We start from the raw sequence: 24826 nt of genomic DNA, 5'->3' as shown, positions 1-24826 counted from the left end.
CGGAATGAAATTAGCAGTTGAAAAGCTCAATCTAACGATCGGGGATCAGCAGATACTAAAAGACATCTCCGTCCAAACCGCACAGGGGCAATTTGTCGGCTTGATTGGGTCCAACGGCAGCGGCAAATCTACATTGTTAAAAGCTATCTACAAAACGTTGAAACCTGACAGCGGCGACATTTATTTGGGTGAGATGAATATTTTGAAAAGTTCCGAAAAAAAAGTCGCCCAGCAAGTCAGCGTCGTCAGTCAGTTCAATGAGTTGAGCTTTGATTTAACAGTAGAACAGATGGTGCTTTTAGGCCGCACGCCCCACAAGGGTTTATTGGAACAAGACACCAAAGCCGATCATGAGCTGGTCACCGAAGCCTTAGCCAAAACAGGGCTAAGTGCCTACAGAAAACGCAGTTACCTCTCATTATCAGGTGGCGAAAAACAGCGGGTCGTCCTTGCTCGTGCCATCACCCAAGAACCGAAATTTATGATTCTCGATGAGCCGACCAATCATTTGGATATCCGTTACCAGCTGGAAATCTTAGAAACCGTCAAGCATCTGAAGATTGGCTTGTTGGCGGCGCTGCACAATTTGGAACAAGCAGCTAACTATTGCGACATCATCTATGCCTTAAAAGATGGTCGGGTCGTAGGGTATGGCGAGCCAGAAACGCTGCTGACAGAAGAACTGATCGAAGAAATCTATGGCGTGAAATGCAGTATTTACCATCATCCGATCACAGGCGGATTAGGGTTTCATTATTATTTTGAAAAGGAGCAAACAGATGAATAAATGGGGAAAAATGATTGGGGTAGGATTGGCAGTCTTTACATTAAGCGCTTGCGGCAATACGAAGGATGAAGGAACTTCGGCTTCTTCCTCACAGGCAGAAAGTACGTATCCCTTAACCATCAGCAACTACACCAAAGCAGAAGGCGGTACGCAGTGGACTGCCAAGGACCAAACCTTTAATGAGGCACCGAAAAAAGTCGTAGCCAACACACGACCAGCAGCGGAATTGCTGCTGCATCTCGGCCTCAAGGATCAGATTGCGGGTGTCGGTGCAACCTTTGGTGCCGCTGATGAGGAAGTTGCTGCTGATTATGCAGAACTAAACGACCTGGGCAGTGACTATATCAGTAAAGAAACGGCGCTAAGTGTGGATCCAGATTTGATTTTTGGTCGCGGGGGACTTTTCGATAACCAAGATTGGGGCGTCGGCACCGTTGATTCCTTGAACGAGATGGGCATTCCGACTTATGTCCAAGAAACCTCTGTCACTGGAGCAACATTTGATTCCGTTTATCAAGACATTGAAAACCTTGGCAAGCTCTTCAATGTCCCCGAGGCAGCCGCTGCTTTTGAAAAAGAATTAAAGGATCGCCAGAGTGCTTTGGAAGAAAAAGTAGCAGACAAAGAAGAGCAAACCTTTGCCCATCTCTTTATGTCTGATCCTAGTGTTGTCAGTGTCTATGCCGCTCAAGATGAGTCTTTTTTCAATAGCAACTTTGATATGATCAAACTGAACAATGTGTTTCAAGACTATTCAGGGGAAGTCAGTGTCGAAACTTTGATCGAAACGGATCCCGATGTCTTGATCGTCGGCGACTGGTCAACGATCGAAGGCAGTGTTTCCGGTCAAGAAATCATTGAAGGCTTATACAAAAACGACAAACTCTCTAGCATGAAAGCCATCAAAAACAAACAAGTCTACAGCATGGACTACAATTATCTCTTTGGCTACGGCTACCAAGCCTTGACTGGTTTGGAAGAACTGGTAGAGCAAATGGCACAATAAACACCTCCTATTCCCATAAAAAGGAGAACCAACTTTTTATATAATAGAAGAAAATCAACGTTTCACTGGCCGATTGACCACAGAAACGTTGGTTTTTTGTATTTGGGAAAAGCAACCTTTGCCGCTGCCCGTTACGCAACAAGTAGCCCGTTAGCTGTTTTTTTCTGTCTCTTGGTTCATTTGATAGCGAGACAAAAGCTTTTCTTTGTGTTTTTGCATGATTGTTTCCAGAGAAATATCGTATTTATCGGCGAGAATAAATAAGTTATCCAGTACATCGCCCAATTCTTCCGTCAGATTTGCCAGTTTTTCTTCCGGCAAGCCTTCTTGCTCATCGGGACGGTCACGGCCAATCTCCAATGTCCGAATGGCACGGCTCACTTCCCCGACTTCTTCTGCTAAAAAATTCGCCCGAATAAACGGATCATATTGATACCAGTTGCGGGCTTTGTAGAAGTCACTGATAAATCGTTGATATTCCTCAATGTTCATAATTTTTTTCCATCCTTTCCCAGAACCTTTATCAGAATCATGATATACTATTTCAAAATGATTGAGAAGGATGATGGAGAGTTTTATGAAAATTGCAGTCTATTGTGGTGCCAGTGTCGGTAATGAACCTAGTTTTGCAACAGCCGCCCAAGAATTGGGGCAGTGGATCGCTTCACGGCAAAATACGCTGGTCTATGGCGGCGGAAAAGCGGGCTTGATGGGCGTGCTGGCAGATGCTGTCTTAGAAAATGGCGGTCAGGTGATCGGGGTGATCCCAACCTTTTTAAAAGATCGGGAACTAGCACATCCTGGATTGACCGAACTCCATGTCGTCGAGACGATGTCAGAAAGAAAACGAAAAATGTTCGAATTGTCGCAGGCGTTTGTCGCACTGCCAGGTGGTCCCGGGACGCTGGAAGAAATCACGGAGATGATCTCGTGGTCAAGAATCGGTCAAAACCCGAATCCTTGTGCTTTTTATGATGTGAACAACTTTTACCGCGCAACGAGAGCCTTGTATGACAACATGGTGGAAAATGAGTTCTTGACGCAGGCCGATCGCGAAAAAATCGGTTTTGCGCAAACAACGAATGAACTTGAAGCCTTTATTCAAGCCTACGAACCGCCAGTTATTCGGCAGTATTAAGCGTCTGTTGCAAAAGAGCAAGGCGAAGCACCGGCGGGTGTCGTCTTGCTCTTTTGCTTCTTTGACGCATTCTTAGTATAATGGGGTTTGTTTTGCAAGTGGGGTCATAAAATAAGATCCTTGGACAAAGAAATGGAGCGTAAATCATGACAACAAATTTTTGGGCTGAATTGCCGAAGCCTTTTTTTATTCTAGCACCAATGGAAGATGTCACCGATGTCGTTTTTCGGCATGTCGTTCAAGCTGCCGGCGCACCAGATGTTTTCTTTACGGAATTTACCAACTCCGATAGTTACTGTCATCCAGAAGGACGCGACAGTGTGCGGGGACGTTTAGTCTTCACCGAAGATGAGCAACCGATGGTAGCCCACATTTGGGGAGACAAGCCAGAGTATTTCCGTGAAATGAGTATCGGATTAGCCGAGATGGGCTTTAAAGGGATTGACTTAAATATGGGCTGTCCAGTGCCAAACGTTGCCGGACGAGGCAAAGGCAGCGGCTTAATCTTGCGACCAGAAGTTGCTGCTGAGCTGATCCAAGCAGCCAAAGCTGGCGGCTTGCCGGTCAGCGTCAAGACGCGTTTGGGCTATACCGAACTAGGGGAAATGGAAGCCTGGTTGACCCATGTCCTGCAACAAGATATCGCTAACCTTTCGATCCATTTACGAACCCGCAAAGAAATGAGCAAGGTCGATGCCCATTGGGAATTGATTCCTGAAGTGGTGGCCTTGCGGGACCGAATCGCCCCACAAACGAAGCTGACGATCAACGGCGATATCCCTGATCGTACCAAAGGTTTAGAGCTAGCAGAAAAATATGGCGTAGACGGAATCATGATCGGTCGGGGTATTTTCAAGAATCCCTATGCCTTTGAAAAAGAACCGAAAGAGCATACCTCAGAAGAGCTATTAGGCTTGCTACAGCTGCAATTAGACTTGCAGGATCATTACGCCAAAATGGTGCCACGCTCGATCGCAGGATTGCATCGTTTCTTTAAAATCTATGTCAAAGGCTTCCCTGGAGCCAGTGATTTGCGGGCAAAATTGATGAATACCAAATCAACGGATGAAGTTCGGCAACTGCTGGCAGAGTTTGCGGAGAAAAAGAACCACGAGGAAAGTATTGAAGCGTAAGTTTCAATGCTTTTTTCGTTTTTGGTTGCTGTACCCGCTCTCAATGTCAATCCTTTCTTGACAATAGATAGGTACCTATGTAAAATGGAGAACGGACTTTTAACTAGGTACCTATCTAAATAGTGAAGAGGCGAAAGGAGCTGAAGATCGATGGTTTCCGAACAAGAAATCGTGGAACGATTGTTTGAAGTGTATAAATTAAATCGGCGGTATGCGGAACAAAAGTATGGACGCTTTATGCCGGGACGGGGGCAGTTCAATTGCTTACTGGTATTGGACGAAAAAGGCACGTTGACCCAAAAAGATCTCGCCGCGTATTTAGCGATTCGTTCGACATCCACTGGCGAACTACTAAAGAAACTGGCTGAAAAAGGGCTGATCCAAAAAGAAGTCGATCCGAAAGATAAACGCAGTCATTTGATTTCGCTGACAGAAGCAGGCAAGGAAGAGGCACAGCGAATGAAAGAAAAACGCAGCAAGGCGCACCAAGAAATGCTGACCTATTTGACGGCAGAAGAAAAACAAGCCTTTGGTCAAGCCTTAGCAAAAATCGAACAGTTTTATCTTGAGAAGGAGGCGGACGTTGATTGAGTGAAACAGTCCAACGAACGGAACGTCAGCGGACGCTGATTTTTATTAATTTAATGATTACATGTATTGCCGTATCCATGTTGGCGACCGCATTGACGACGGCTTTACCCGCCATCGTCAATGACTTGCAGATTTCCGTCACTACGGGCCAATGGCTGACTAGCGGGTATTCTTTGGCAATGGCGATCGTTATGCCCTTGACGGCATATCTTATGAATCGTGTGCCAACCAAAAAGCTCTATCTCGCTGCATTAGGAATCGCTCTGGTGGGTTTGCTGCTTTGTGCCACAGCGCCCAATTTTCTAGTCATGATGCTTGCTCGTATTTTGCAGGCCGTAGGCAATGGAATCTTGACCGCGATGGCACAAGTGATCCTCTTATCGATTTATCCGATCAATCGCATCGGTGTCGTGATGGGCTGGTATGGACTCTCAATCACCGCGGCACCTGTGATCGCACCGACGATCGCTGGGCTGATCGTGGACCGCTTGAACTGGCATGCGATTTTTTATATCGTTGCCGTGATTGTTTTGATCTCATTGATTTGGGCCATAAAGGTTTTTGATGATGTGTTGCCAGTAAGCAACAGCAAATTTGATCAGACCTCTTTTGTTTTGAGTGCCTTCGCCTTTGGTGGGATCACTTTAGGCTTTGGAAACATCGGCAGCTATGGCTTTTTCAGCTTGCCGGTTTTAGGAACCTTAGCGATCGGTTTAATAGCAGGGATCTTCTTTGTCTTCCGTCAATTAAGAGCAGAAACCCCATTTTTGGATCTGCGGGTCTTAAAAACAAAAGAGTATGCCATCAGTGTCTTTGGCAGTATCATGCTTTACTTGGTCTTGATGGGTTCGGCGATGCTGATGCCGCTTTATGTGCAGTCGATTTTAGGCAAATCAGCGACGATCTCAGGATTAGTCGTTTTGCCAGGTTCCCTAGTCTCGGCTTTTTTAAGTCCGGTGGCTGGACGAATCTATGACAAAGTCGGCATCCGTCTGTTGACGATTTTCGGCGGCGGCTCACTGGTCTTGAGCAACATCGGCATGTATTTCATCCATATACACACGGGTATTTGGGTAGCAGTGGTCTTGAACATGCTGCGCTGTGCCGCCACAGGCTGTTTGTTGATGCCCTTCGTGACGTGGGGAAATAAAAATATTCCGCCGCAGTTGACGGCGCATGGAACAGCATTATTGACTTCTTTGCGGACGGTGGCAGGCGCTATCGGGACAGCATTATTTGTCGGGATCATGAATAGTGTGGCGCAAAACAGCACGACCTTAACGGGGACGAGTGCACTGCTTCACGGGATGAATGTTTCTTTCTTATTGATGACGATCGCTTCTGGTCTGCTGTTTGCAACGGGGCTATTTTTGATTCGTGATCAGAAACCAGAAGCCGTGTGGCTGGAAGGTGCGGAGGAACCGCTGGAATAAAGAGGGGCACCTTTCTTTGAAGGGTGCTTTTCTTGATTTATTTCATGAAACTCTATGAAAAACCAAAAAATTCGATATAATAAGATAACTTATGGTTTAGGAGGAGTATTTTTTTTCAGGAAAGACTTGTTTTCATGGAAAAAAATCAGGGAGAAAATGAAGAATAAAGGCGTTTATTTTGGGTTGTCTGCCTATGTCTTGTGGGGCTTGGTCACACTATATTGGAAAATAATCGTTGGGGTTTCGCCATTAGCAACGATGTGCTACCGAATCGTGTGGTCCTTTGTTTTTATGGTGCTGTTTATTTTGCTTTCCGGGAAGAAAAAGCAATTTTTACAAGAAGCGCGTCTGCTGTGGAAGAACAAAGTGTTTGCTGGACTGATCGTTTTAGCTTCTGTGCTGATCTCCATCAACTGGTTCACCTTTATCTTTGCGGTGAGTGCGGGCCATGTGATGCAAGCCAGCTTAGGCTATTATATCAATCCGCTAGTCAATGTCTTGTTAGCAACCGTTTTTTTGAAAGAACGTCTTAGTCGTACTGGCATGCTGGCGTGTCTGCTGGCAAGTATCGGGGTGATCTTATTATCGATCCAAACAGGAACGATTCCTTATGCCTCACTGATCATGGCCTTTTCCTTTAGTACGTATGGCTTGATCAAAAAAAGGATCCCCATTAGTTCGGTTACTGGGTTAACGATCGAAACGATGGTGATTTTCCCCTTTGCGCTCGTGTATATTTTAGGATTTTCAACCGTCGGCTTTATGAATTATCCCTTGCAAACCAATCTCTTATTGATGGGTGCCGGGATCGTGACGGCTATTCCGCTGTTGCTGTTTGCGGAAGCCGCGAAAAATGTTTCTTACATTACGCTTGGGTTTATTCAATACGTCAACCCGACGATCATGCTTTTGTTGGCCATCTTTTTGTTTCACGAAACCTATTCACTGGCCCAATTTTCCGCCTTTGCGTTTATTTGGCTAGGGATCGCGGTCTTCACCTATGGTACGTTAGGCACGGCTATGAAAGAGCGGCGCATGGGACAGCAAAGAAAGCAACTCTGATACATCAGGAATGGCTGCAGCTGAGCCGTTCCTTTTTTTATTAAAAAACAACTCAATTTAGATAGTGAAGGATGTTGCAAGGAGAATTGTTCAATGGTATAACAAAGGAAAAGCACGTTGCAGAAATTCTGATTGAAAAGGGTTGCATCTGCCACAGGGGTGTGTTATTATTCTTTCAGTTACAAGGATTGTTACTGTTCGGCAGGCAAAACCAGAATTGACCGTAGCGCGCTAATGGGGAGATTCTAGGTTTTTTTATTTTGGAGTGAGGGAAAACGATGGTTATTGGGAAAATATTAAATAATAATGTCGTCATCTCGACCAATGATGCCGGTCAGGAAGTGATCTATATGGGTCGTGGCATTGCGTTTAAGAAGAAGGTCGGCGATCCAGTGGATGAAGCCTTTGTCGAAAAAGAATTTGTGTTAAAGGATACGTTTACCGCAAATCAGTTTCAGCAATTGTTTTCAGACATTCCTGTGGAAGAAGTCGAAGCCGTCAAGCAAGTGGTGGATGATGCAGAAGCGTCATTGGGGATCGAGCTGTCGCCAAATATTTATTTGACACTGACCGATCATATCCATTATGCGCTAGTTCGGGCACGTGAAGGCATTGAGCTGCCGAATCCATTGTTGTTTGAGACCCGCAAATTTTATCCGAAAGAGTATGCGGTTGCAGCAGATGCCGTTGCTTATTTTGAAAAAGTCTTCGGGATTTCATTGCCGGAATCGGAAATTGGCTTTATCGCCTTTCATATCGTCAATAGCGAACAAGCAAATGGTACGATGGAAACCACGATGCAAGCGGTAGAGATCGTTCGTGACGTATTGGCGATCATCAGTCGTTTTTATGGACGAGTCTTTAACCCAGATTCCTTGAACTATCAACGGATCACCACGCATTTACAGTATTTTGCGCAGCGCTATTTAAGCGATGAACTTTCGGGGGAAAAAGATGAATTTTTATTTGCCCTTGTGCAATCGAAGTACCCTAAAGCGTTTCAAACGGTTCAACGGATCAACGAATATTTGATCAAAACCTACGACAAATCGATCGGTGAATCAGAAATGATCTACTTAACGATCCATATCGAACGTGTCGTCAATGATCAAACCAATTAACATTCAATCATTAACGGATTGTTACTGTCAGGCAGGCAATACCCAGATTGAAAAGACAACAGTCAGCGAGGAAAAGACTCGTTGGACGGTCGTTTTTTCAATCTGGGTTTTTTTATTAAAAAAGGAGTGTTGAAAAAATGAGTTCAAATAAAGAAATTGCCGTTCGCGTCCTCGATGCGGTGGGCGGCAAAGAAAATGTCAATAGCGTGGTGCATTGTGCGACCCGCTTGCGTTTCAAATTAAAAGATGAGAACAAAGCGGATACGGCACGCTTGAATCAAGACGACGACGTGATCCAAGTCGTTCAAAGCGGCGGACAATACCAAGTGGTGATCGGCAGTCATGTCAGCGACGTTTACCGTGAATTGAATGGAGTAGCGAACTTCGATGGTGAAGCAGACAGCAAAGGCGACAAAGGCAACCTGTTGAATCAACTGGTGGATATTATTTCGTCGATCTTCACGCCGTTTTTAGGCGCAATGGCAGGTGCCGGGGTCTTAAAAGGATTCTTGACGCTGGCAGTCACCTTGAATTGGTTAGCAGCTGATTCTGGGGTCTACACCGTATTGTATGCGATTGCCGATGGGTTGTTTACCTATTTACCAGTGATGTTGGCTTTTACTGCAGCGAAAAAGTTTCGCACCAATGAATTTCTAGCGGTTTCCTTAGCGATGGCGTTGGTTCATCCAGACATTACCGCTTTGGCTGGACAAACCTTGAGTTTCTTAGGCCTACCGGTCATTATTGGTGCTAGTGCTTATACGTCTTCAGTCATTCCGATTATTTTAGCGGTCTTTTTACAAAGCTATGTGGAGCGTTTCTTTAAAAAAGTCATTCCTAGCTTCTTACAGATCATCTGTGTACCTTTAGCGGTCTTCTTGATCATGGCGCCATTGACCTTTATTGTCGTCGGTCCACTAGGAACGATTTTAGGAAACTTGTTAGGTAGTGCTTACGACAGCATTTACCACTTCAGCCCACTGATCGCTGGTGCTGTTATGGGTGGTTTATGGCAAGTCTTTGTGATGTTTGGCATGCACTGGGGCTTTGTGCCGATCATCATGTTGAATCTCAGTCAAACCGGTGTCGATACCATGGTACCAATGCTGTTGCCAGCTGTCCTTTCTCAAGGTGGTGCAGCGCTAGCAGTGTTCTTTATGACAAAAAATGTGAAATTGAAAGGCTTGGCCCTTTCTTCAACGATCACCTCAATTTTTGGGATCACAGAACCGACGGTGTATGGGGTAACCTTGCCATTGAAAAAACCATTTATCGCCGCGTGTATCAGTGGTGCCATCGGGGGAGCCTTCATCGGCTTCAGCCAAGTCGAAAACTATACCTTTGGGTTAGTCAGCTTACTAAGTCTTCCTTCCTTTATCCCACAAGATACGAAAGATCTAAGTGGTCTGATCGCAGCTTCAATCGGAACGGCTATCGCTTTTGGCGCCGCGTTTGTCTTGACCTTCTTCTTACGTTTTGAAGATCAGCCAGCAACCGAAGCCAGTGCAGCACCAGCAAAAGAGCCAGCAGCACCCACAGATAGTTCGTCTAAAGAACGAGTGATCCTCAGTAGTCCGTTAGAAGGCAAAGTGGTTCCCTTAGCAGAAGTCAAAGACCAAGTCTTTTCTTCTGGTGCATTAGGAAAAGGCATCGCCATCGAACCGACCGTCGGGGCTTTGTATGCGCCGGCAGATGGCACCATCACGACGCTCTTTCCTACCGGCCATGCTGTTGGTTTGACCACTACGGATGGAGCAGAAGTCTTGATGCATATTGGTATGGATACCGTGGAACTAGATGGCAAAGGCTTTGAGGTCTTTGTTAAACAAGACGATCAAGTCAAACGCGGTGATTTGTTGGTGAAGTTTGATCTAGATACGATCAAAGCTGCCGGCTTATCCACGATTACACCAATCGTTGTGACGAATACGCCGCAATATTTAGATGTGATGGATATGAATCAAACCGATGTCTTGCAAGGAGAAGACTTCTTAGCCATCGTAAAATAAGCAAAAGAAACCCGATCCTCGACTGAATATCAGCAAGGATCGGGTTTTTTGTAAGAAAATAAGGCGCAGTTGCCGGTCTCGCTTGCCTTCTTCGGTGGAGAATGCTTGTCACAGCGCTAGTTAAGGGCAAGACCAACAGCAGGAACGCGTACTCAGGGAAAATCCGAACATTCTTATGGGCTGCTCCTTATACATGGCTTAAATTTTCGGCAAGCGACTCTAAAGCGGGGAAATCGAGAATTGCATAGCCCTGTTTTTGTTTTTCGATCAGCTTGTCTTCACGAAAGCTGGTAAAGGTTCGCAGCAGGTGGCGATAGCTGACATTCAAGATTGCGGCACAGGTGGTTAACTGAAAGGAAAAGTGTTGGTTTTCTTGATGCGCAAGAATAAATTTGGCCAACCGTGTCTCTACAGGTTCCGTCAATGAATTCGCTAAGTTGATCCCCGAATTCAAGCGGGAACTGAGCAACTGACAGATGGTTTGCAAAAAGCGGACGTCTTGTTGCAAGGTGCTGCGGTAGCGATTCAAAGGGATGCAGACGCAGACGCAAGCAGAAGCGGCTTTGACACTGCTTTTCGGCAAGAGTTCCCATAAAGAGGAAGCTTCCCCTAAAGGTGCAGCCGGCTTGGCGTAATCAATACAAATCGTTTGGGTATCCGAAGAGAAGGAATAGACCATCACGGTTCCTTCCACGAGAAAATACAAGTATTCAGAAGGCGTGCCCGTTCGAATCAGGTGCTCTTCTTTTTCAAAGGAATGCAAAGTGGCCATCGCTAACAAATCATTGTCCATATAAGATTGCAGATCGTATGTGTCAATGTAATTACTGAGGCGTGCGGTATCATCGATTTTTTTCATGGGAATCAGCCACTCCTGAATGGTTTTCTTTAAGTATAGCTTAGTTCCCCTTTTGACTCAACACGAACGATAAATAAAAACTAATGTAAATTGTATGTAAAAATAAGGTAAAATAGGACATGTGTCACTTCATTTTGAAGGGATACTTGGTATGATTTGAATGTAAGAAAGCTTCAAACCATTAGGAGGAGAAAAAATGCCATTGAAACGAATTGTTAAAGGGATGTTAGGAATTGCGTTAGTTGCAGCATTGACCGGCTGTGGGAATGGGAGCAGCAGCGACAGCAGTGCCGCAGCCGAAAAAGAAAAGCTGGTGGTACAATTCGTACCGACCAATAATGACGGCTCGATGCAAGCCAAAGCAAAACCGTTTGCTGAGTATTTATCAAAAAAATTAGACCGTGAAGTAGAAGTAACGTTAGCAACGGATTATTCGACGATCGTAGAAGCGATGACTTCTGGACAAGTTGATTTAGGGATCATGCCGCCAGCCGCTTATGTTCAAGCCAAAGATATGGATGCAGCAGAAGCGATTTTGACTTCTCAATTAGGTGCCTATGATCCAGAGACCGGCTTGCCATTAGAAGGCGAAAAAACCAATACCTTCAAAGGGGAGATCTTGGTACGTGCGGATAGCGATATGACAGAATTGACGGACTTAAAAGGGAAAAAAATCGCTACATTGAGTCCGAACTCTGCCAGCGGCTATATTTACCCAGTTGCCGAGTTGAAAGATGCAGGAGTTGATCCAACGACGGATGCTACATTAACGACGGTGAACGATATTCCAAGTGAGATCACTGCAGTCTTGAATGGTCAGATGGATGCCGCCTTTGTGTTTCAAGGGGCACGGAATGTCTTTGCGTCAAGCTTCCCAGATAACGATTTATTCGAAGATCTAAAAGTTCTTTACTTAACCGAAGGGGACATCCCGAATGACGCCATTGCCGTTCAACCGACGATGGATGCTGAACTAAAAGAGCAGATCAAAGAAGTGTTCTTGAATATGGCAGACGATGAAGAAGGCGCCGAAGCAATGAGCTTGTGGGGACACCAAGGGTATGAAGAAGCAGCTGATTCTGCTTACGATACCATTCGCGACTATACTAAACGAGCAGCAGAGTAAAAAATCAGGGATTGCGGTAGAAGGATAACGGGACACGGAGATGTGCAGCGATTTACTAGGGGAATAGGTGGAATACGCAGTATCAGTGCATTTTTTAGTGAGATAGACCGTGACCGATTGGGGAAACTTTGCCGCGGTCCCTACATAATGGAGAAGACAGATGATAACTTTTGAGAATGTATCCAAAGTCTACCCGAATGGGGTCAAAGGATTACAGAACATAGATGTAACGATTGAACAAGGAGAATTTGTGGCAATCATTGGTTTGAGCGGTGCTGGTAAGAGTACCTTTTTGCGCTCGATCAATCGCTTAGTGCCAATCACTGAAGGAGATATCCGGGTAGATGGCAAATCAGTCACGAAAGCCAATAAAAAAGAATTGCGCTTGATTCGCCGACAAATCGGATTGATCTCCCAAAGCTTCAATTTGGTCAAACGTAGTACTGTCCAAAAGAATGTGCTATCTGGTCGTTTGGGGTATTACGGGACATGGAAAAGTATTTTAGGGTTGTTTACGAAAGAAGACTACGAAAGAACGAAAGAAGCACTAGCGACTGTCGGCTTGTCAGACAAACTGCAAACGAGAAGCGACCAGTTGAGTGGTGGGCAACAGCAGCGGGTATCCATCGCCCGTGCCTTGGTCCAACAAGCACCAGTGATTTTAGCAGATGAACCCGTGGCATCGCTAGATCCCATCACGACAGAGAAAGTGATGGAGGATCTGAAGAAGATCAATCAAGAAATGGGCAAAACGATTGTCATCAATCTGCATTCGATTCCCTTGGCTCGTCAGTATGCGACAAGGATCATTGCCTTAAAAGCAGGTGCAATCGTTTTTGACGGCAACGCAGCCGCTTTGACGGATCAGCGTTTAGAACAAATCTATGGGAAAGCAATTTTTGAAGAAAAGGCAGGAGAAATCGATGAAACTGAAAGAAACAGTTCATTTTAATTGGTACAAACACCTGCTGCTGATTCTTTTATTGCTGCTCTTTTTTCAAAGCAGTGCCTGGATCACGGGGGCTGATTTTGCCCAAGTGTGGTCGAATCGAAGCCAGATGACGGCTTTCATGGCTCGCTTTTTGCATCCGGATTTTAGTTATTTACCACAACTGATGATGCCCTTGATCAAGACATTGCAGATGTCCTTTTTAGGCACCGTTTTAGGAGTAGTCGCAGCGATACCGGTGAGTCTGTTGGCGACGACAGTCGTGACAGAAAGCCGGTGGGTCTCTGTGCCGATGCGTTTTCTCTTAGGTCTGGTGCGGACGATCCCCAATTTATTGTTGGCGGCATTGTTCGTAGCGATTTTTGGGATCGGTGAAGCCACTGGTGTTTTGACCATCGCGGTCTTTACCTTTGGGATGGTTTCACAGCTGATGTTCCAAGCGATCGAAACCATTGATTTTGCGCCAATCGAAGCAGCGGCGGCGGTAGGGGCAAATAAATTTCAAGTGACTGTTTGGGCGATCATACCTCAAGTCATCAGCCAGTTTGCCAGCTATACTTTTTATGCCTTTGAAGTCAATGTTCGAGCTTCGACGGTGTTAGGATATGTTGGTGCCGGCGGGATCGGGGTCATCTTGAACGCCTCATTGGCATTGTTGAATTATGAACGGGTCTCGATCATTATCTTGACGATTTTGTTAACGGTAGCGATCGTTGATTTTCTAAGTGAGCGGGTAAGGAGGTCATTCCTATGATGATCAGAGAAGTGAAGAAAACGACTTGGCTGTTATGGGGACTCTTTGCTATCTTACTGGCATTATCCGCAGCGACGCTGGATTATTCCGGATTGAGTACTTTTTCCTTAGCGATGGGAAGAGATGTCCTGCAAGGGCTGAGTCAGCCAGACTGGTCTTTCTTTTACGACGGTAGCGGGGAGGATCTGTGGAGCTTATTGTTACTGACGATCGGGATCGCTTGTCTAGGAACGATGATCGCAACAGTCTGCGCGATACCGGTGACCTTGCTGAGTGCCGCCAACCTATGGTCTTCTGCGCCGTGGGTCGCGAAGATCGGCAAAATGATCTGCAATATCTTGCGGGCATTTCCAGAGCTAGTTTATGCGATTATTTTTGTCCGTGTGGTAGGTCCGGGACCTTTCGCTGGGGTTATGGCGATCGGTGTCCACCAGATCGGTATGCTGGGCAAGCTGTTCACGGAAGAAATGGAAGCCATGGATGAGCGCTTGACGGAAGAGATGCAAGCAGTCGGTGCCAACTTTTGGCAAACGATGTTTTTCGTGCGGGTTCCTTATTTAGCACCCATCTATAGTTCCTTTGCGTTGAATCATTTTGAAATTGCGGTCCGCAGTGCGGCAACGTTAGGGTTAGTCGGTGCCGGCGGGATCGGTGCACCATTGATTTTTGCTATTCAAACCAGAACCTGGAGCAAGGTAAGTATTATTTTGTTGGGCGTCGTTGTGACCGTCTTCTTATTAGACCAGTTGACTGGAATCATCAGAAAGAAATTGAGATAAACCTATGAATGTATTGCATATATCAGATATCCATTTTCGAGAAAGTTACCTGCCTTGTGAAGAAGGGTATCAAGGAATGCTGGCAGCTATGCAAAATCCCTTGATTCCTCTTGAAGAGTGTATCCAAGATGCCAAGGCGCGAGGGGCGATTGATTTGGTGGTGATCAGCGGTGATTTGACCGAAGATGGCGCGCCTGCCGATTATGCCTCTTTGAAGCATTATCTAGAAAAAGCCTTTGGCTCAGTGCCGATCGTAGTAACGCTAGGCAATCATGATATTAAACGGCATTTTCGCCAAGGCTGGCAAGGCAAGTCAGTAGAAACGGCCAGTGATACACCTTTTAATCAAGTCTATGAAACGGAGACATTGGCGGTCGTGACTTTCGATAATTCCTGTTACGGCTATGCCGACGGTATCGTAGATGAGCGACAGTTTGAATGGCTGCAAGCCACGCTGGCGCAGCTCAAAGAGAAAAAGATCATCTTTGTGACGCACCATCATTTGTTGCCTTATCAAGCAAGCACGCCGGCATGGGCCGGTGCCAATCGTTTGGTGGCATTATTGCAGCAGTATCAGATCTCTTGTATTCTCAGTGGACATACCCATCATGCATTTACGGGAACGATCGCAGGGATTCCTTACTATACTGTGGCAAGTATGTCGTTTGTCGGGGAAGATGAAGGCGAGGGGATGGTCCGTTTTGAAGAACGCTATGGATACAATTTGTATCGTTTTGAGGAAGGCGCGCTGGTTCATCAATCCTCAGAAAACTATCGACCGAACCGCGTATTGATGCGGGTCAACATGCAAGGATAAAAAACAGACGTTCCGTCAACGCTGAATTTAGCAGCAGGAAAGGAACGTCTGTTTTTGTGCAAAAAAGGCTTAACCTTGATTGACAAAGGTTTTGACAACTTCAATCGTGCCGTCGATATGGAAAAACAAGGTATAGTTTTCTTCGGTTTTGATACCGTCAAAGCGGCGAGCATAATAGGTGACTGCGTCTTTGAAGGTTTGTGGGGGGACACCTAAAAAATCAGCGCATGCCGCCAACGTTTTGCAGCCTTCTTCAAAACAAGCGATGATATCATAGGGCGTGACCACGATCGCAGAACCAATGTCACGGGCTTTGCGTTCTTGTTTGCGTTTTTCGTTGGTGTCTTGGGCGGTAATGTCGCCAGCACTGGTCAAATAATGACCGATTTCTTCACCGATGGTGCTCAAGAGGTCTTCTTGTGATTGGTCAGGGTTCAAGTAAATATGGTGATCGATGTACAATCCTTGCTGACCATCAGGCATATTTTTATCGAAAATAAAGTGCAAGTCTGGGTAGGCGGCCATCAGTTCTTCTACTTTATCCATTTCCATCATTCCTTTTGGGCGTGCCGCTGTTTTATAAATTCAATGTAGCTGAGGATATCTTCCATCTGCTCATCGGTGACGTCATCATCAATATGGGCCGCAACGGTTTGAACTTTTGCAGAGGGCGGCGTAAAGCCTGCCGGGACTTGTCTGCCTAATAAAAAATCGGTGGATACTTGAAAAATCTCCGCGAGTTTGACGATGGTCTCGCCATCGGGTTCGTTACGATCATTTTCGAAATGCGAATACGCTGCGCGGGTGATCCCTAGCTGATCTGCGATCTGCTGTTGGGTTTGGTTGGTTCGTAGTCTGAGTGTTCTTAGCCGTTCGCCAAGCATGAGTGATCGCCTCCTTTTTTGTAGTATAGCACGTTGGATATAATTTGTATCTATTTTTGTATTATTTGATATAAAAAATATCACATCAGTTGACGATACGAATCGTATCTTTTATACTGGAAACAGATGATATGAATCGTATCAAAAAGAATGGGGGAGGATCATGGATACATCGATCGTAACAGTTGTCTTGCCGTCACTCATTACTGGTGTACTTACTTATTTGGCTACCCGAGTATCCAGCAAAGCGAATTTGGAACAAACGAATATCGAAAATGCCCAAAAGCTTTACCTAAAATATGAACAGATCAATCAAGAATTGACCCATAAAATCGATCAGTTAGAAGAAGAAGTCCAAAAGACCGCCAAAACCTACCAAGAAGAAGTCTTGGTCTATCAAGGAAAGCTTGCTACTGCCCAAAGCGAAAGGGATTTATTGCGGGCAGAAAACCAGGTGCTGAAAGAATTACAGCGAGGGAATCAAGTGCCTGTGGCGCGTGAAGAGAAGCAACATTCAGCCGTTGGCTAATAGAAAAAAACTGCTTATCCATCAATAAGCAGTTTTTTTTCTAGTTTTTATTCTTTAATTGATCATTTGTTCATTCACGTAGGCAGCATAAAGCGGGTGATTGTTGATCAATTCTGCATGGGTACCTTGACCGGTAATGGTACCTTTTTCTATAAAGTAGATTTGATCGGCATCCACGATGGTCGACAAGCGATGGGCGATCACTAATGTCGTGCGCCCTTCCATTAGATGATCCAACGCCCGCTGGACCTTTTCTTCCGACTGAGAATCTAGGCTGGCGGTCGCTTCATCGAGCATCAGCAGCTTGGGGTCTCGCAAGAATGCTCGTGCGATGGCGATCCGTTGTTTTTGCCCGCCAGATAGTTTGACGCCGCGTTCGCCGATTTGTGTTTCTAGTTTTTCGGGGAACTCTTGGACGAACTGATCGGCATAAGCCAATGCCAGTCCTTGCCACAATTCCTCCTCTGACAGTGTTCGGCTTAATCCGTATTGCAAGTTTTCCCGAATCGTACCGGCAAAGACCGCACTGTCTTGGGAAACATAGCCGATCTGTGCCCGCCAGTCCTGCAGATCAATGTCAGCTATCGGCTGTTCACCAATCAGCAAGCGCCCGCTAGTGGGTTCATAAAAGCGTTCCAGTAAAGCGAAGATCGTGGATTTTCCGCCGCCGCTTGGTCCCGCAAAAGCAATCACGGTGTTGGGTTTGGCTTCAAAAGAAATGTTTTGCAAAATCGGCCGTTTGGGATCGTAACTGAAATCGATCTGTTCTGCCCGTAGGACTGCGCCGTCGATAGCGGCTTTGGGTGCTGCCTGGATCGGCTCCAGCGGCGTATCCAAAATTTCTTGGATCCGTTCCGTAGCACCCATCGCTTTTTGGACTTGTGAAAAGAACATCGCAAACGTCGTCACAGGCGCAATAATATTAAAGAGATACAGTAGAAAAGCAATCAATGCGCCACTCGTCAAGGTGCCGGCTTGGACACGGATCGCGCCATAACCGAGGATTCCTACGAGTAATCCCAGCATTGCCGTCGTCATGATTGGCTGCAAAATCGCACTAACTTTCGCATCCTTGACCCCGAGGGTAAAGATTGCCCCAATGTTGCGCCGACCGTTTTCTTGTTCACTAGCTTCTCCGTTGCTGGCTTTGATCAAACGGATCTCTGAGAGTTTTTCGCTGGCATCCGCATTGAAATCGGCAGTCGCTGCTTGTAGTTGGCGTCCTAGTTTCGACATGATCTTGCCGATCGGCCACATGATCAAGGTGATCAAAGGCACCGCACTGAACATGATCGCCGCCATCTTCCAATCCATCAAAAACAAGATGATCATCGAACCAACCAATTGGATCAAGCCAGTGACAAAGCTGGGAAATTGCGAGGTGACTAGTTCTTTGATCACGGAAGTATCATTAACGAGTCGCGAACTGCTTTCCCCCGACTTATGGTCATCAAAATAGCTGACTGGCAAATGCAGCAGATGTTTCCAAAGACGTTCTCGTAATGTTTTCACGGCACTTTCTCCCACATAGCGCAAGAGAAAGCCGCCTAAAGTGCCTACGCCTAATTGCAGCACAAAGGCTAGGATCAAAACGACCAGCATGGAGGTGCTGAACGTGGGGGTGCCGCTGGCATCGACTAGCGTTTTCGTCAGCTGCGGCACGACCAAACTGGCGGCACTCGTGATCAGGCTAAAGAGCATCCCTAAAAGAAACAAGCCTTTCTTGGGATTGACACTGACGATCAGGTGGATAAAGTCTTTCATTTTAAATTTGTTTTTGTTCACTGTTGGTGTCGTTGTTTCCATTCGTTTTCCTCCGCTACAAGCAAGATGTCCTGCAGCTTTTTCTTTTTCATTAGGTGCTATTAGAAATCCTGCCAATCATCTTCGGCTGCTTCGTCTTTAGAAGCGGAATCAGGTCTTGCTTTGCGGTCTTGTCCAAACCCGTAGGCATCAAAAAAGTTGCCTTTTCCCCATGTGTCCCGTGGATCATTCGCCTCGCTACTATCAAATGGCCCAAATGGCCCAAATGACCGATTGCCAAACATGCCGCGGTGTCCAGGAAATGGCATTTGCCGCATGGCTTCTTTGATCTGCTTTTTCATTTGACGCCGCTCGTCAGCGCCCATATCTTGCCAAGTATCTTTCATTTGTTGCTTCATTTTTCGGCGATCGTCATTCGTCATTTCCTGCCAATTTCCACCCCATTGCTTCATCATCTGTTCCCGGATCTCCTGCATAGCTTGTAGACGATCCATCGGGTCAATAAAGCGTTGCGTCTGTTGCTGAAAGTCAGCTTCCCACCCAGCGGCGATGTTTTCAAGCAGACGAGCAAATTCGGTTTGTTCTTCCTCTGTTAACCCAGCAAAAAACGTTTGACTGCTGGCGGCTTCTTTTTGTGCCAGTAATTTTTCTGCTTTTTTTCGTCCAGTCTCTGTCAGAAAGATTCGTTTGATCCTTTTGTCGGCTGCATCTTCTTTGCGTTGGATATCCCCACTGCTTTCCATTTTCTTCAATAGTTCTGCCAAGGAACTTGGCCGTAAATCTAAAACTTCTGCGAGGTAATTTTGCACCAAGCCATCTTCTAAATTTAAAACGGCTAGGACGCGTTGCTGTCCAGAAAGGCGTTGGTTATTTTGACTCATAAAAGCATTGCTGGCTTCGCTGATAAAACGAAGCTGTTTCATTAAGTGATCGGTCATTGTACTCATTGAGAACACTCCTTTTGAATTATTGTTCGGTACCTAATGATATCGATGAGTTGATTATAGTTCGGTGCCGAACGAATGTCAAGAGGAAGTAGCTGGGATTTTTTTCTAACAAAAAGTAAGCAAAATGATTGACTTACTAAAAGTAAGTTTGATATGCTGAGTCCATCGTTAAAGAAAACACAATAAAAGGAGTACAAAAGAATGGTCTTTGGATTTGGGAAAAAAGAACAAATAATTGAAAAAGAAGTAATTAAAGAGGTGTATCGCACTCCGGAAAAGAAAAAAGCGCAAAAAATCGGAATCATCGTTGGCAGCACGAGAGAAGGCCGCGTGAGTCCGCAAGTAGCCAATTACGTTTTACAAACAGCACGAGCACATAGCGACCGCTCATTTGAAATCATTGATATCAAAGACTACGACTTGCCCTTTATGGGTACAGGCGAAGCGAACCAAGCGTGGAATGAAAAAATCGCTGAATTAGACGGTTATATCTTCATCGTACAAGAATACAATCATGGGCTATCGGCTTCCTTGAAAAATGCGTTAGACAGCGCCCGCGAGGAATGGTTCAACAAAGCAGCAGCAATCGTCAGCTATGGTTCAGCAGGGGGTATTCGGGCCGCTGAGCAAGTTCGCTTGATTTTGGCGGAACAAAAAGTAGCCACGGTGCGCACTAATCCAGCCTTCAACTTATTTACTGATTTTGAAAATTTTGCCACCTTTACTCCTGGCGAACATATGACGGCAGGAATGAACGATATGTTGACGGAATTACTGGACTGGGCAGACACATTTGCCAATCGTTAAAAAACAAACGAAAACAATCTTAGGAGGAACCTATCATGAAATTTGGTATTATTTTAGGCAGTACAAGAGAAGGACGCGTAAGTCCGCAAGTCGGAGCATATATTCAAGAAATTGCTACTCAACGGTCAGAGCATCAGTTTGAGATCGTTGATGTAAAGGCATTTGATTTACCGTTTATGGGAACGGCTGAGCCAAACATGGCGTGGAACAAAAAAATCGCTGAATTAGATGGCTATATCTTCATCGTACAAGAATACAACCACGGTTTTGCGGCTTCCTTGAAAAATGCCGTAGACTCTGCACGGGAAGAATGGTTTGATAAAGCAGCTGGGATCGTCAGTTATGGTTCTGGCGGTGGGATTCGTGCCGCTGAACAATTGCGTAACGTTTTAGCTGAACAAAAAGTTGCCACCGTGCGGACTAACCCAGCCTTCAATCTCTTCACAGATTTTGAAAATTTCAGTACCTTCAAACCCGGTGCGCACATGGCTGCAGGTGTCAATGACATGCTGGATGAATTGTTGTTGTGGTCAAAAGCTTTTGCCACGATTCGCTGATCTGTTTTAGGAGGTCACCATTTATCATCGATCATTTGCTGTTTCATTCATTGAATGGAGCAGCATTTTTTTGCGTTTCCAAGGAATGGTTTTCACTGGAAAGGCTATTTCACTGAAAGAATGACTAAAAATCGGGTATACTAGAAGAACAGAAGATGCGGGCAACTGCGTTCGATTTTTTGCCCAACGAGTGCATCCAGTAACAGAGGAGTGAACAAGAGCATGAATCTACTTTTTGCGATTGATGATCGATTCAGTGAACAATTAAAAACAACGTTATATTCAATCAAACGCCATACGACAGCAGCATCTTTCGATGTCTATGTCTTACAAGAAAAAGAATTGAGGCAAGGTGCAGAGCTAGAGGTCTTTTGTCAAAAATTGGCGATGACCTATCATCCCGTCATCATCGGTTCTGGTTCGATCTTTAAAACGGCACCAGTTAGTGACCGCTACCCAGAATCAATCTACTATCGATTGTTGGCACAAAATTACTTGCCGCAGCAGGTGGAAAAAATCCTGTATCTGGATGCGGATATTTTGTGCATCAATGATTTGCGCCCCTTGTATGAGCTGACGTTAGGGGATTTTCTGTATGCCGCTGCCAGTCATTCCAAGCTGACAGAAGTGACGACGGTCATCAATAAAGTCCGTTTGCGCAATTATGAGTCAGAAGGCTACTATAATTCAGGTGTCTTGCTGATGAATGTGCACCAGCTACGGCAAGAGGTCAAAGAAACAGAAATCGCAGCCTTCATTGAGAAAAATCATTTGAACCTCTTTTTGCCGGATCAAGATATTTTAAATGGGTTATATGGTGATCGGGTGCTGGCGATTCCTGATCAGCTCTATAACTATGATGTACGGAAAAACCGTACGTATGAGACGATCAGCCTAGGGGAATGGAGTTTGGATTGGGTCATCGAACATACCGTTTTGCTGCATTTTTGCGGCAAAGAGAAACCATGGAAGAAAGGCTATCGCAGCCGCTACGGTTCGTTATACAAATATGTAGAAAATGAACGGCGGAAGTTTGAAGAGGAACAATCAAAGAGCGTATGATTAAAAAAGCTTTACTTGGACAAAAGACAGGTAAAGCTTTTTTTTCGATCATTTTTTGAAGGGAATTCTTGTAAAATCAAGTAGACGCATCTAATTTGCTTCCGCATCGATAAGGAAACACCTTGTGTTCAAAAAGAAAGCGCTATCTATTATGATGACATTATCAACCCATTGCCATGCTAAATCAGGTGAGCAACTGATTTATTCAACGTAAGGAAAATCAGTACTACACCACTATTTAGCAGCTACTGAACATAGATAGTGAAAATGAGTGTATTCGTTAAGGAGGAAAACTATATGAAAAAAGCATTAATCATCTGTGCAGGCGGTATGTCTTCATCGGTCATTGCCAAAAAAACGATGGAATATTTTAAAGAGCGAGGAAAAGAAATTGAACTAGATGCAACGTCTGCCTCTCAAGGAGCAGCCACGATCGCCAAAGATGAATACGACCTATACTTAGTCAGCCCTCAAACTAAGATGTACTTTGCGAATCTTGAAAAAGCTGCCATCAAGTACCAACGACCCATCGTAAATATTCCGCCCCAAGCCTATGTTCCGATACCGATGGGTATTGAAAAATTAGCTGCTGTGGTAGAACAAAATATCAAATAGCAGTTCAAACAAGTAGCTAGATGAAAATAGGTTGATGAAAAAGGTTGATGAATAATGTTGAGTAAAAAAGAAATCATCATGCTAAAGATGCTCTACCAAAACCGCAACACATACACTAGCAGCAAACAGATCGCAAATCAACTGGGGGTCTCGGATCGGACTGCTCGCAAGTACCTTCAAGGTCTGGGTCTTATCCTGAAGAACCATAAGCTTGGTCAAATTTGTGCCAAGCAAGGACAGGGGTATCGCTTGAACATCACGGACCAGCGTTCCTTTGATCTGTTTTATTCAGAGAAGACCAATCTCAGGCCAACAGCTGACGATCTAACCACGATCAATGAAGCCAATGACCGGCAATATTTTTTGCTAAATCAATTGTTATTTGGGCATAAGCCCGTTTTTGTTGATGATTTAGCAGCGGATCTATGTGTTTCGCGCTCGACGATTTCAAATGATATCGTTGAAATCAAGCAATTATTAAAGCCTTATACGATCGAGTTGAAACATCGAACCAGCCAAGGCATTTATGTTGAAGGATCTGAAAACAGTCTGCGGCATTTCATCATGAATTACTTTTTCATGAATCGCCTGCAAGACAATCTTTATGCATTCTCAATGTACAAACATCTGTTAGAGGGGATAGCGATCGAGGAGATCGTGATCATCGTCTTGGACACCTGCCGTAAATACTTTTTGAAACTCTCTGATTTTATGATCTACACGATCGTCCTGCATATAGGCTTAGCGATAAAACGGCTGCAGTCGGGCTTTGAGATCCAGCTGCATCCGCAGGATCCTGAATTGGAACAAGAAGCAGAATACCAGTCGGCTATAGAGATCGTTGAGAAGATTCGCCAACAGATGAGCATTGCTTTGCCGCCAGAAGAGGCTTTTTATATCGCCATTCACTTAAAAAACAAACTAGTTTCCGAAACTATCCGTGAACAGATCGATTTAGATGATAACGAGGTGAAACAACAGCTGTTAGCTGTTTTGCATAAAATCGATCAAGAAACCGGCTTTTGCTTAGTCGAAGATCCACTGTTGATAGAAGGGCTGATGATGCATATCACCCCCTTATTGCAACGATTGAATAACGGTACGAGTATGGAGAATCCTTTGCTAGAGACCATCAAAAAAGATTACAGTGACTTTTTTCAGTTAACGATTCGGCATTTTTCTGATGTTCCCTTCTTTGCCCCCTATAGAGTGACCGAAGGAGAGCTTGCCTATTTGACGATCCATTTAACTGCTGCGATGGAACGCTTAGCGAATCAACAAAAAGCCAAGGTCATAGTGATCTGTGCAACAGGAATTGGTAGTTCGCAAATGTTAAAAAATCGTTTGGAACACGAACTTGGTTCAAAAATCGTGATTGAAGATATGATCAGCTATTACGAAATCAGTGAACAAAAACTAGCAGGGATCGATTTGATCATTTCATCCATCAAAGTACCAGATGTGGTTCTAAATATCCCCATCGTCACCGTCAGTGTTTTTTTAGATAAAAAAGATATCCAAAAAATCAATCGCCAGTTGAAGCAGTATAAAATCAAAAAACAGTATGGTAGCATACTGAAACAACAGCCGAAATCTTTATCTGACAAGGAGCGGGAATTGATTGAGACCAGCTTTCGCTCAGAACTTTTTCTGCTGATAGAGGAAGAGACTGACAAAGCAACTGTTATGGATCAGTTGCTGACGAAAATTGAAGGCTTGGAAAAACGTTCAGTGAAAGAAGCGCTAGGCAAGCAGCTTGCTTTACGAGAAGCCTATAGCTCAGTAGCTTTTTCGGATCATTTGGCGGTGGCGCACCCCATTGAACCGATCACCAATGATGCTTATGCGGCCGTTGCTATACTAAAACAAGGCATAAAATGGGATGACGAGCATGACCAGATCCAGCTGATTTTCTTACTTTCCCCTGATCGATTGGGGCAAGTAGAATTGAACAAAATCAGCCAACTGTTAGTACCGATCATTGAAGATGAATCATTTAAAGATGCACTCATAGCAAGTGGTGATTTTGAACATTTTATGAAATGTTTTATTGGGTATCACCTAGAAGCACATATATAGCACATGTAAGGGAGAAAG

26 protein-coding genes are annotated in these 24826 nt (G+C 44.9%); 20 read left to right on the top strand and 6 right to left on the bottom strand.

Annotated features, from left to right (window positions below; translation table 11 throughout):
- Positions 1–4: 4 nt before the first annotated feature.
- Positions 5–787: an ABC transporter ATP-binding protein gene (locus tag IGJ17_RS15580; RefSeq protein ID WP_010748955.1), complete on the top strand. Its 783-nt coding sequence runs from the start codon at positions 5–7 to the stop codon at positions 785–787.
- The gene (locus IGJ17_RS15575) at positions 780–1793 is read left to right on the top strand and encodes an ABC transporter substrate-binding protein (RefSeq protein ID WP_005233274.1); all 1014 of its coding nucleotides are present in this window, start codon (positions 780–782) and stop codon (positions 1791–1793) included. Before IGJ17_RS15580 ends, IGJ17_RS15575 begins: the two co-directional genes overlap by 8 nt.
- Before the next feature lie 150 nt (positions 1794–1943).
- Here the strand turns inward: IGJ17_RS15575 and IGJ17_RS15570 are convergent, their stop codons facing one another.
- Positions 1944–2285: a MazG nucleotide pyrophosphohydrolase domain-containing protein gene (locus IGJ17_RS15570; RefSeq protein ID WP_034872892.1), complete on the bottom strand. Its 342-nt coding sequence runs from the start codon at positions 2283–2285 to the stop codon at positions 1944–1946.
- A gap of 85 nt (positions 2286–2370) precedes the next feature.
- On the opposite strand from IGJ17_RS15570, the gene IGJ17_RS15565 reads away from it, so the two are divergent.
- From IGJ17_RS15565 to IGJ17_RS15535, 7 genes are all read left to right on the top strand, one after another.
- A complete protein-coding gene (locus tag IGJ17_RS15565) occupies positions 2371–2931 on the top strand; it encodes a TIGR00730 family Rossman fold protein (RefSeq protein WP_087664537.1) in 561 nt (186 codons plus the stop codon).
- A 146-nt stretch (positions 2932–3077) separates the two neighbouring features.
- Positions 3078–4064, top strand: a complete 987-nt coding sequence (locus tag IGJ17_RS15560; RefSeq protein ID WP_005230648.1) for a tRNA dihydrouridine synthase — start codon at positions 3078–3080, stop codon at positions 4062–4064.
- Positions 4065–4214: 150 nt separating this feature from the next.
- Positions 4215–4655 (top strand): MarR family winged helix-turn-helix transcriptional regulator, encoded by a 441-nt coding sequence (locus IGJ17_RS15555; protein WP_005230651.1) that lies wholly within the window; start codon positions 4215–4217, stop codon positions 4653–4655.
- The gene (locus tag IGJ17_RS15550; RefSeq protein ID WP_228100784.1) at positions 4652–6088 is read left to right on the top strand and encodes an MDR family MFS transporter; all 1437 of its coding nucleotides are present in this window, start codon (positions 4652–4654) and stop codon (positions 6086–6088) included. The genes IGJ17_RS15555 and IGJ17_RS15550 overlap by 4 nt, the downstream gene beginning before the upstream one ends.
- Positions 6089–6244: 156 nt before the next feature.
- Positions 6245–7150 carry an EamA family transporter RarD gene (gene rarD / locus IGJ17_RS15545; protein ID WP_008380213.1) on the top strand — a complete coding sequence of 302 codons (906 nt, stop codon included), beginning with the start codon at positions 6245–6247 and terminating at the stop codon, positions 7148–7150.
- Positions 7151–7428: 278 nt separating this feature from the next.
- Positions 7429–8271, top strand: coding sequence for a BglG family transcription antiterminator LicT (gene licT, locus IGJ17_RS15540; RefSeq protein ID WP_005233287.1), 843 nt, complete (start codon positions 7429–7431; stop codon positions 8269–8271).
- Positions 8272–8408: 137 nt separating this feature from the next.
- Positions 8409–10280 (top strand): beta-glucoside-specific PTS transporter subunit IIABC, encoded by a 1872-nt coding sequence (locus tag IGJ17_RS15535; RefSeq protein WP_086372413.1) that lies wholly within the window; start codon positions 8409–8411, stop codon positions 10278–10280.
- 187 nt (positions 10281–10467) lie between these two features.
- Here the strand turns inward: IGJ17_RS15535 and IGJ17_RS15530 are convergent, their stop codons facing one another.
- Positions 10468–11139 carry a cyclic nucleotide-binding domain-containing protein gene (locus tag IGJ17_RS15530; protein ID WP_005233292.1) on the bottom strand — a complete coding sequence of 224 codons (672 nt, stop codon included), beginning with the start codon at positions 11137–11139 and terminating at the stop codon, positions 10468–10470.
- Positions 11140–11335: 196 nt separating this feature from the next.
- On the opposite strand from IGJ17_RS15530, the gene IGJ17_RS15525 reads away from it, so the two are divergent.
- The 5 genes from IGJ17_RS15525 to IGJ17_RS15505 all read left to right on the top strand — a co-directional run bounded on the left by IGJ17_RS15525 (position 11336) and on the right by IGJ17_RS15505 (position 15564).
- Positions 11336–12265: a phosphate/phosphite/phosphonate ABC transporter substrate-binding protein gene (locus IGJ17_RS15525; protein ID WP_429961595.1), complete on the top strand. Its 930-nt coding sequence runs from the start codon at positions 11336–11338 to the stop codon at positions 12263–12265.
- Positions 12266–12425: 160 nt separating this feature from the next.
- On the top strand, positions 12426–13217 hold the full coding sequence (phnC, locus tag IGJ17_RS15520) for a phosphonate ABC transporter ATP-binding protein (RefSeq protein WP_005230661.1): 792 nt from the start codon (positions 12426–12428) through the stop codon (positions 13215–13217).
- Positions 13189–13968 carry a phosphonate ABC transporter, permease protein PhnE gene (phnE, locus tag IGJ17_RS15515; protein ID WP_008380208.1) on the top strand — a complete coding sequence of 260 codons (780 nt, stop codon included), beginning with the start codon at positions 13189–13191 and terminating at the stop codon, positions 13966–13968. Before phnC ends, phnE (IGJ17_RS15515) begins: the two co-directional genes overlap by 29 nt.
- The gene (gene phnE, locus IGJ17_RS15510; RefSeq protein WP_005230666.1) at positions 13965–14747 is read left to right on the top strand and encodes a phosphonate ABC transporter, permease protein PhnE; all 783 of its coding nucleotides are present in this window, start codon (positions 13965–13967) and stop codon (positions 14745–14747) included. Before phnE (IGJ17_RS15515) ends, phnE (IGJ17_RS15510) begins: the two co-directional genes overlap by 4 nt.
- Before the next feature lie 4 nt (positions 14748–14751).
- Positions 14752–15564 (top strand): metallophosphoesterase family protein, encoded by an 813-nt coding sequence (locus IGJ17_RS15505; RefSeq protein WP_016620314.1) that lies wholly within the window; start codon positions 14752–14754, stop codon positions 15562–15564.
- Between the two features lie 69 nt (positions 15565–15633).
- Here the strand turns inward: IGJ17_RS15505 and IGJ17_RS15500 are convergent, their stop codons facing one another.
- Together IGJ17_RS15500 and IGJ17_RS15495 are read right to left on the bottom strand one after the other, a co-directional pair.
- On the bottom strand, positions 15634–16110 hold the full coding sequence (locus IGJ17_RS15500; RefSeq protein WP_429961594.1) for an ImmA/IrrE family metallo-endopeptidase: 477 nt from the start codon (positions 16108–16110) through the stop codon (positions 15634–15636).
- Positions 16111–16115: 5 nt separating this feature from the next.
- Complete coding sequence (locus IGJ17_RS15495; RefSeq protein ID WP_005230670.1) at positions 16116–16448, bottom strand: helix-turn-helix domain-containing protein; 333 nt, start codon at positions 16446–16448, stop codon at positions 16116–16118.
- Between the two features lie 163 nt (positions 16449–16611).
- Between IGJ17_RS15495 and IGJ17_RS15490 the strand changes: the two genes are divergently transcribed.
- Positions 16612–16977 (top strand): hypothetical protein, encoded by a 366-nt coding sequence (locus IGJ17_RS15490; protein ID WP_005233306.1) that lies wholly within the window; start codon positions 16612–16614, stop codon positions 16975–16977.
- Positions 16978–17031: 54 nt separating this feature from the next.
- On the opposite strand, the gene IGJ17_RS15485 is transcribed toward IGJ17_RS15490, so the two are convergent.
- Positions 17032–18783 carry an ABC transporter ATP-binding protein gene (locus IGJ17_RS15485; RefSeq protein WP_008380198.1) on the bottom strand — a complete coding sequence of 584 codons (1752 nt, stop codon included), beginning with the start codon at positions 18781–18783 and terminating at the stop codon, positions 17032–17034.
- A 59-nt stretch (positions 18784–18842) separates the two neighbouring features.
- Positions 18843–19688 (bottom strand): MarR family transcriptional regulator, encoded by an 846-nt coding sequence (locus IGJ17_RS15480; RefSeq protein WP_081119242.1) that lies wholly within the window; start codon positions 19686–19688, stop codon positions 18843–18845.
- Between the two features lie 201 nt (positions 19689–19889).
- On the opposite strand from IGJ17_RS15480, the gene IGJ17_RS15475 reads away from it, so the two are divergent.
- The 5 genes from IGJ17_RS15475 to IGJ17_RS15455 all read left to right on the top strand — a co-directional run bounded on the left by IGJ17_RS15475 (position 19890) and on the right by IGJ17_RS15455 (position 24808).
- The gene (locus IGJ17_RS15475) at positions 19890–20495 is read left to right on the top strand and encodes an NADPH-dependent FMN reductase (protein WP_005233311.1); all 606 of its coding nucleotides are present in this window, start codon (positions 19890–19892) and stop codon (positions 20493–20495) included.
- Between the two features lie 35 nt (positions 20496–20530).
- Positions 20531–21052, top strand: coding sequence for an NADPH-dependent FMN reductase (locus IGJ17_RS15470; RefSeq protein WP_005233313.1), 522 nt, complete (start codon positions 20531–20533; stop codon positions 21050–21052).
- Between the two features lie 222 nt (positions 21053–21274).
- Entirely contained in the window at positions 21275–22114 is an 840-nt protein-coding gene (locus tag IGJ17_RS15465) for a glycosyltransferase family 8 protein (RefSeq protein WP_008380189.1), read from the top strand.
- A 297-nt stretch (positions 22115–22411) separates the two neighbouring features.
- Positions 22412–22729 carry a PTS cellobiose transporter subunit IIB gene (locus IGJ17_RS15460; RefSeq protein WP_429961593.1) on the top strand — a complete coding sequence of 106 codons (318 nt, stop codon included), beginning with the start codon at positions 22412–22414 and terminating at the stop codon, positions 22727–22729.
- A gap of 54 nt (positions 22730–22783) precedes the next feature.
- Positions 22784–24808, top strand: a complete 2025-nt coding sequence (locus IGJ17_RS15455; protein WP_142437231.1) for a BglG family transcription antiterminator — start codon at positions 22784–22786, stop codon at positions 24806–24808.
- Positions 24809–24826: the final 18 nt, after the last annotated feature.

The organism is Enterococcus sp. DIV1096b, assembly GCF_050498765.1.
Classification (GTDB): Bacteria; Bacillota; Bacilli; order Lactobacillales; family Enterococcaceae; genus Enterococcus_D; species Enterococcus_D entomosocium.
The sequence above is the reverse complement of the archived record's forward strand: the minus strand, read 5'-3'. Positions and strand labels throughout refer to the sequence as shown.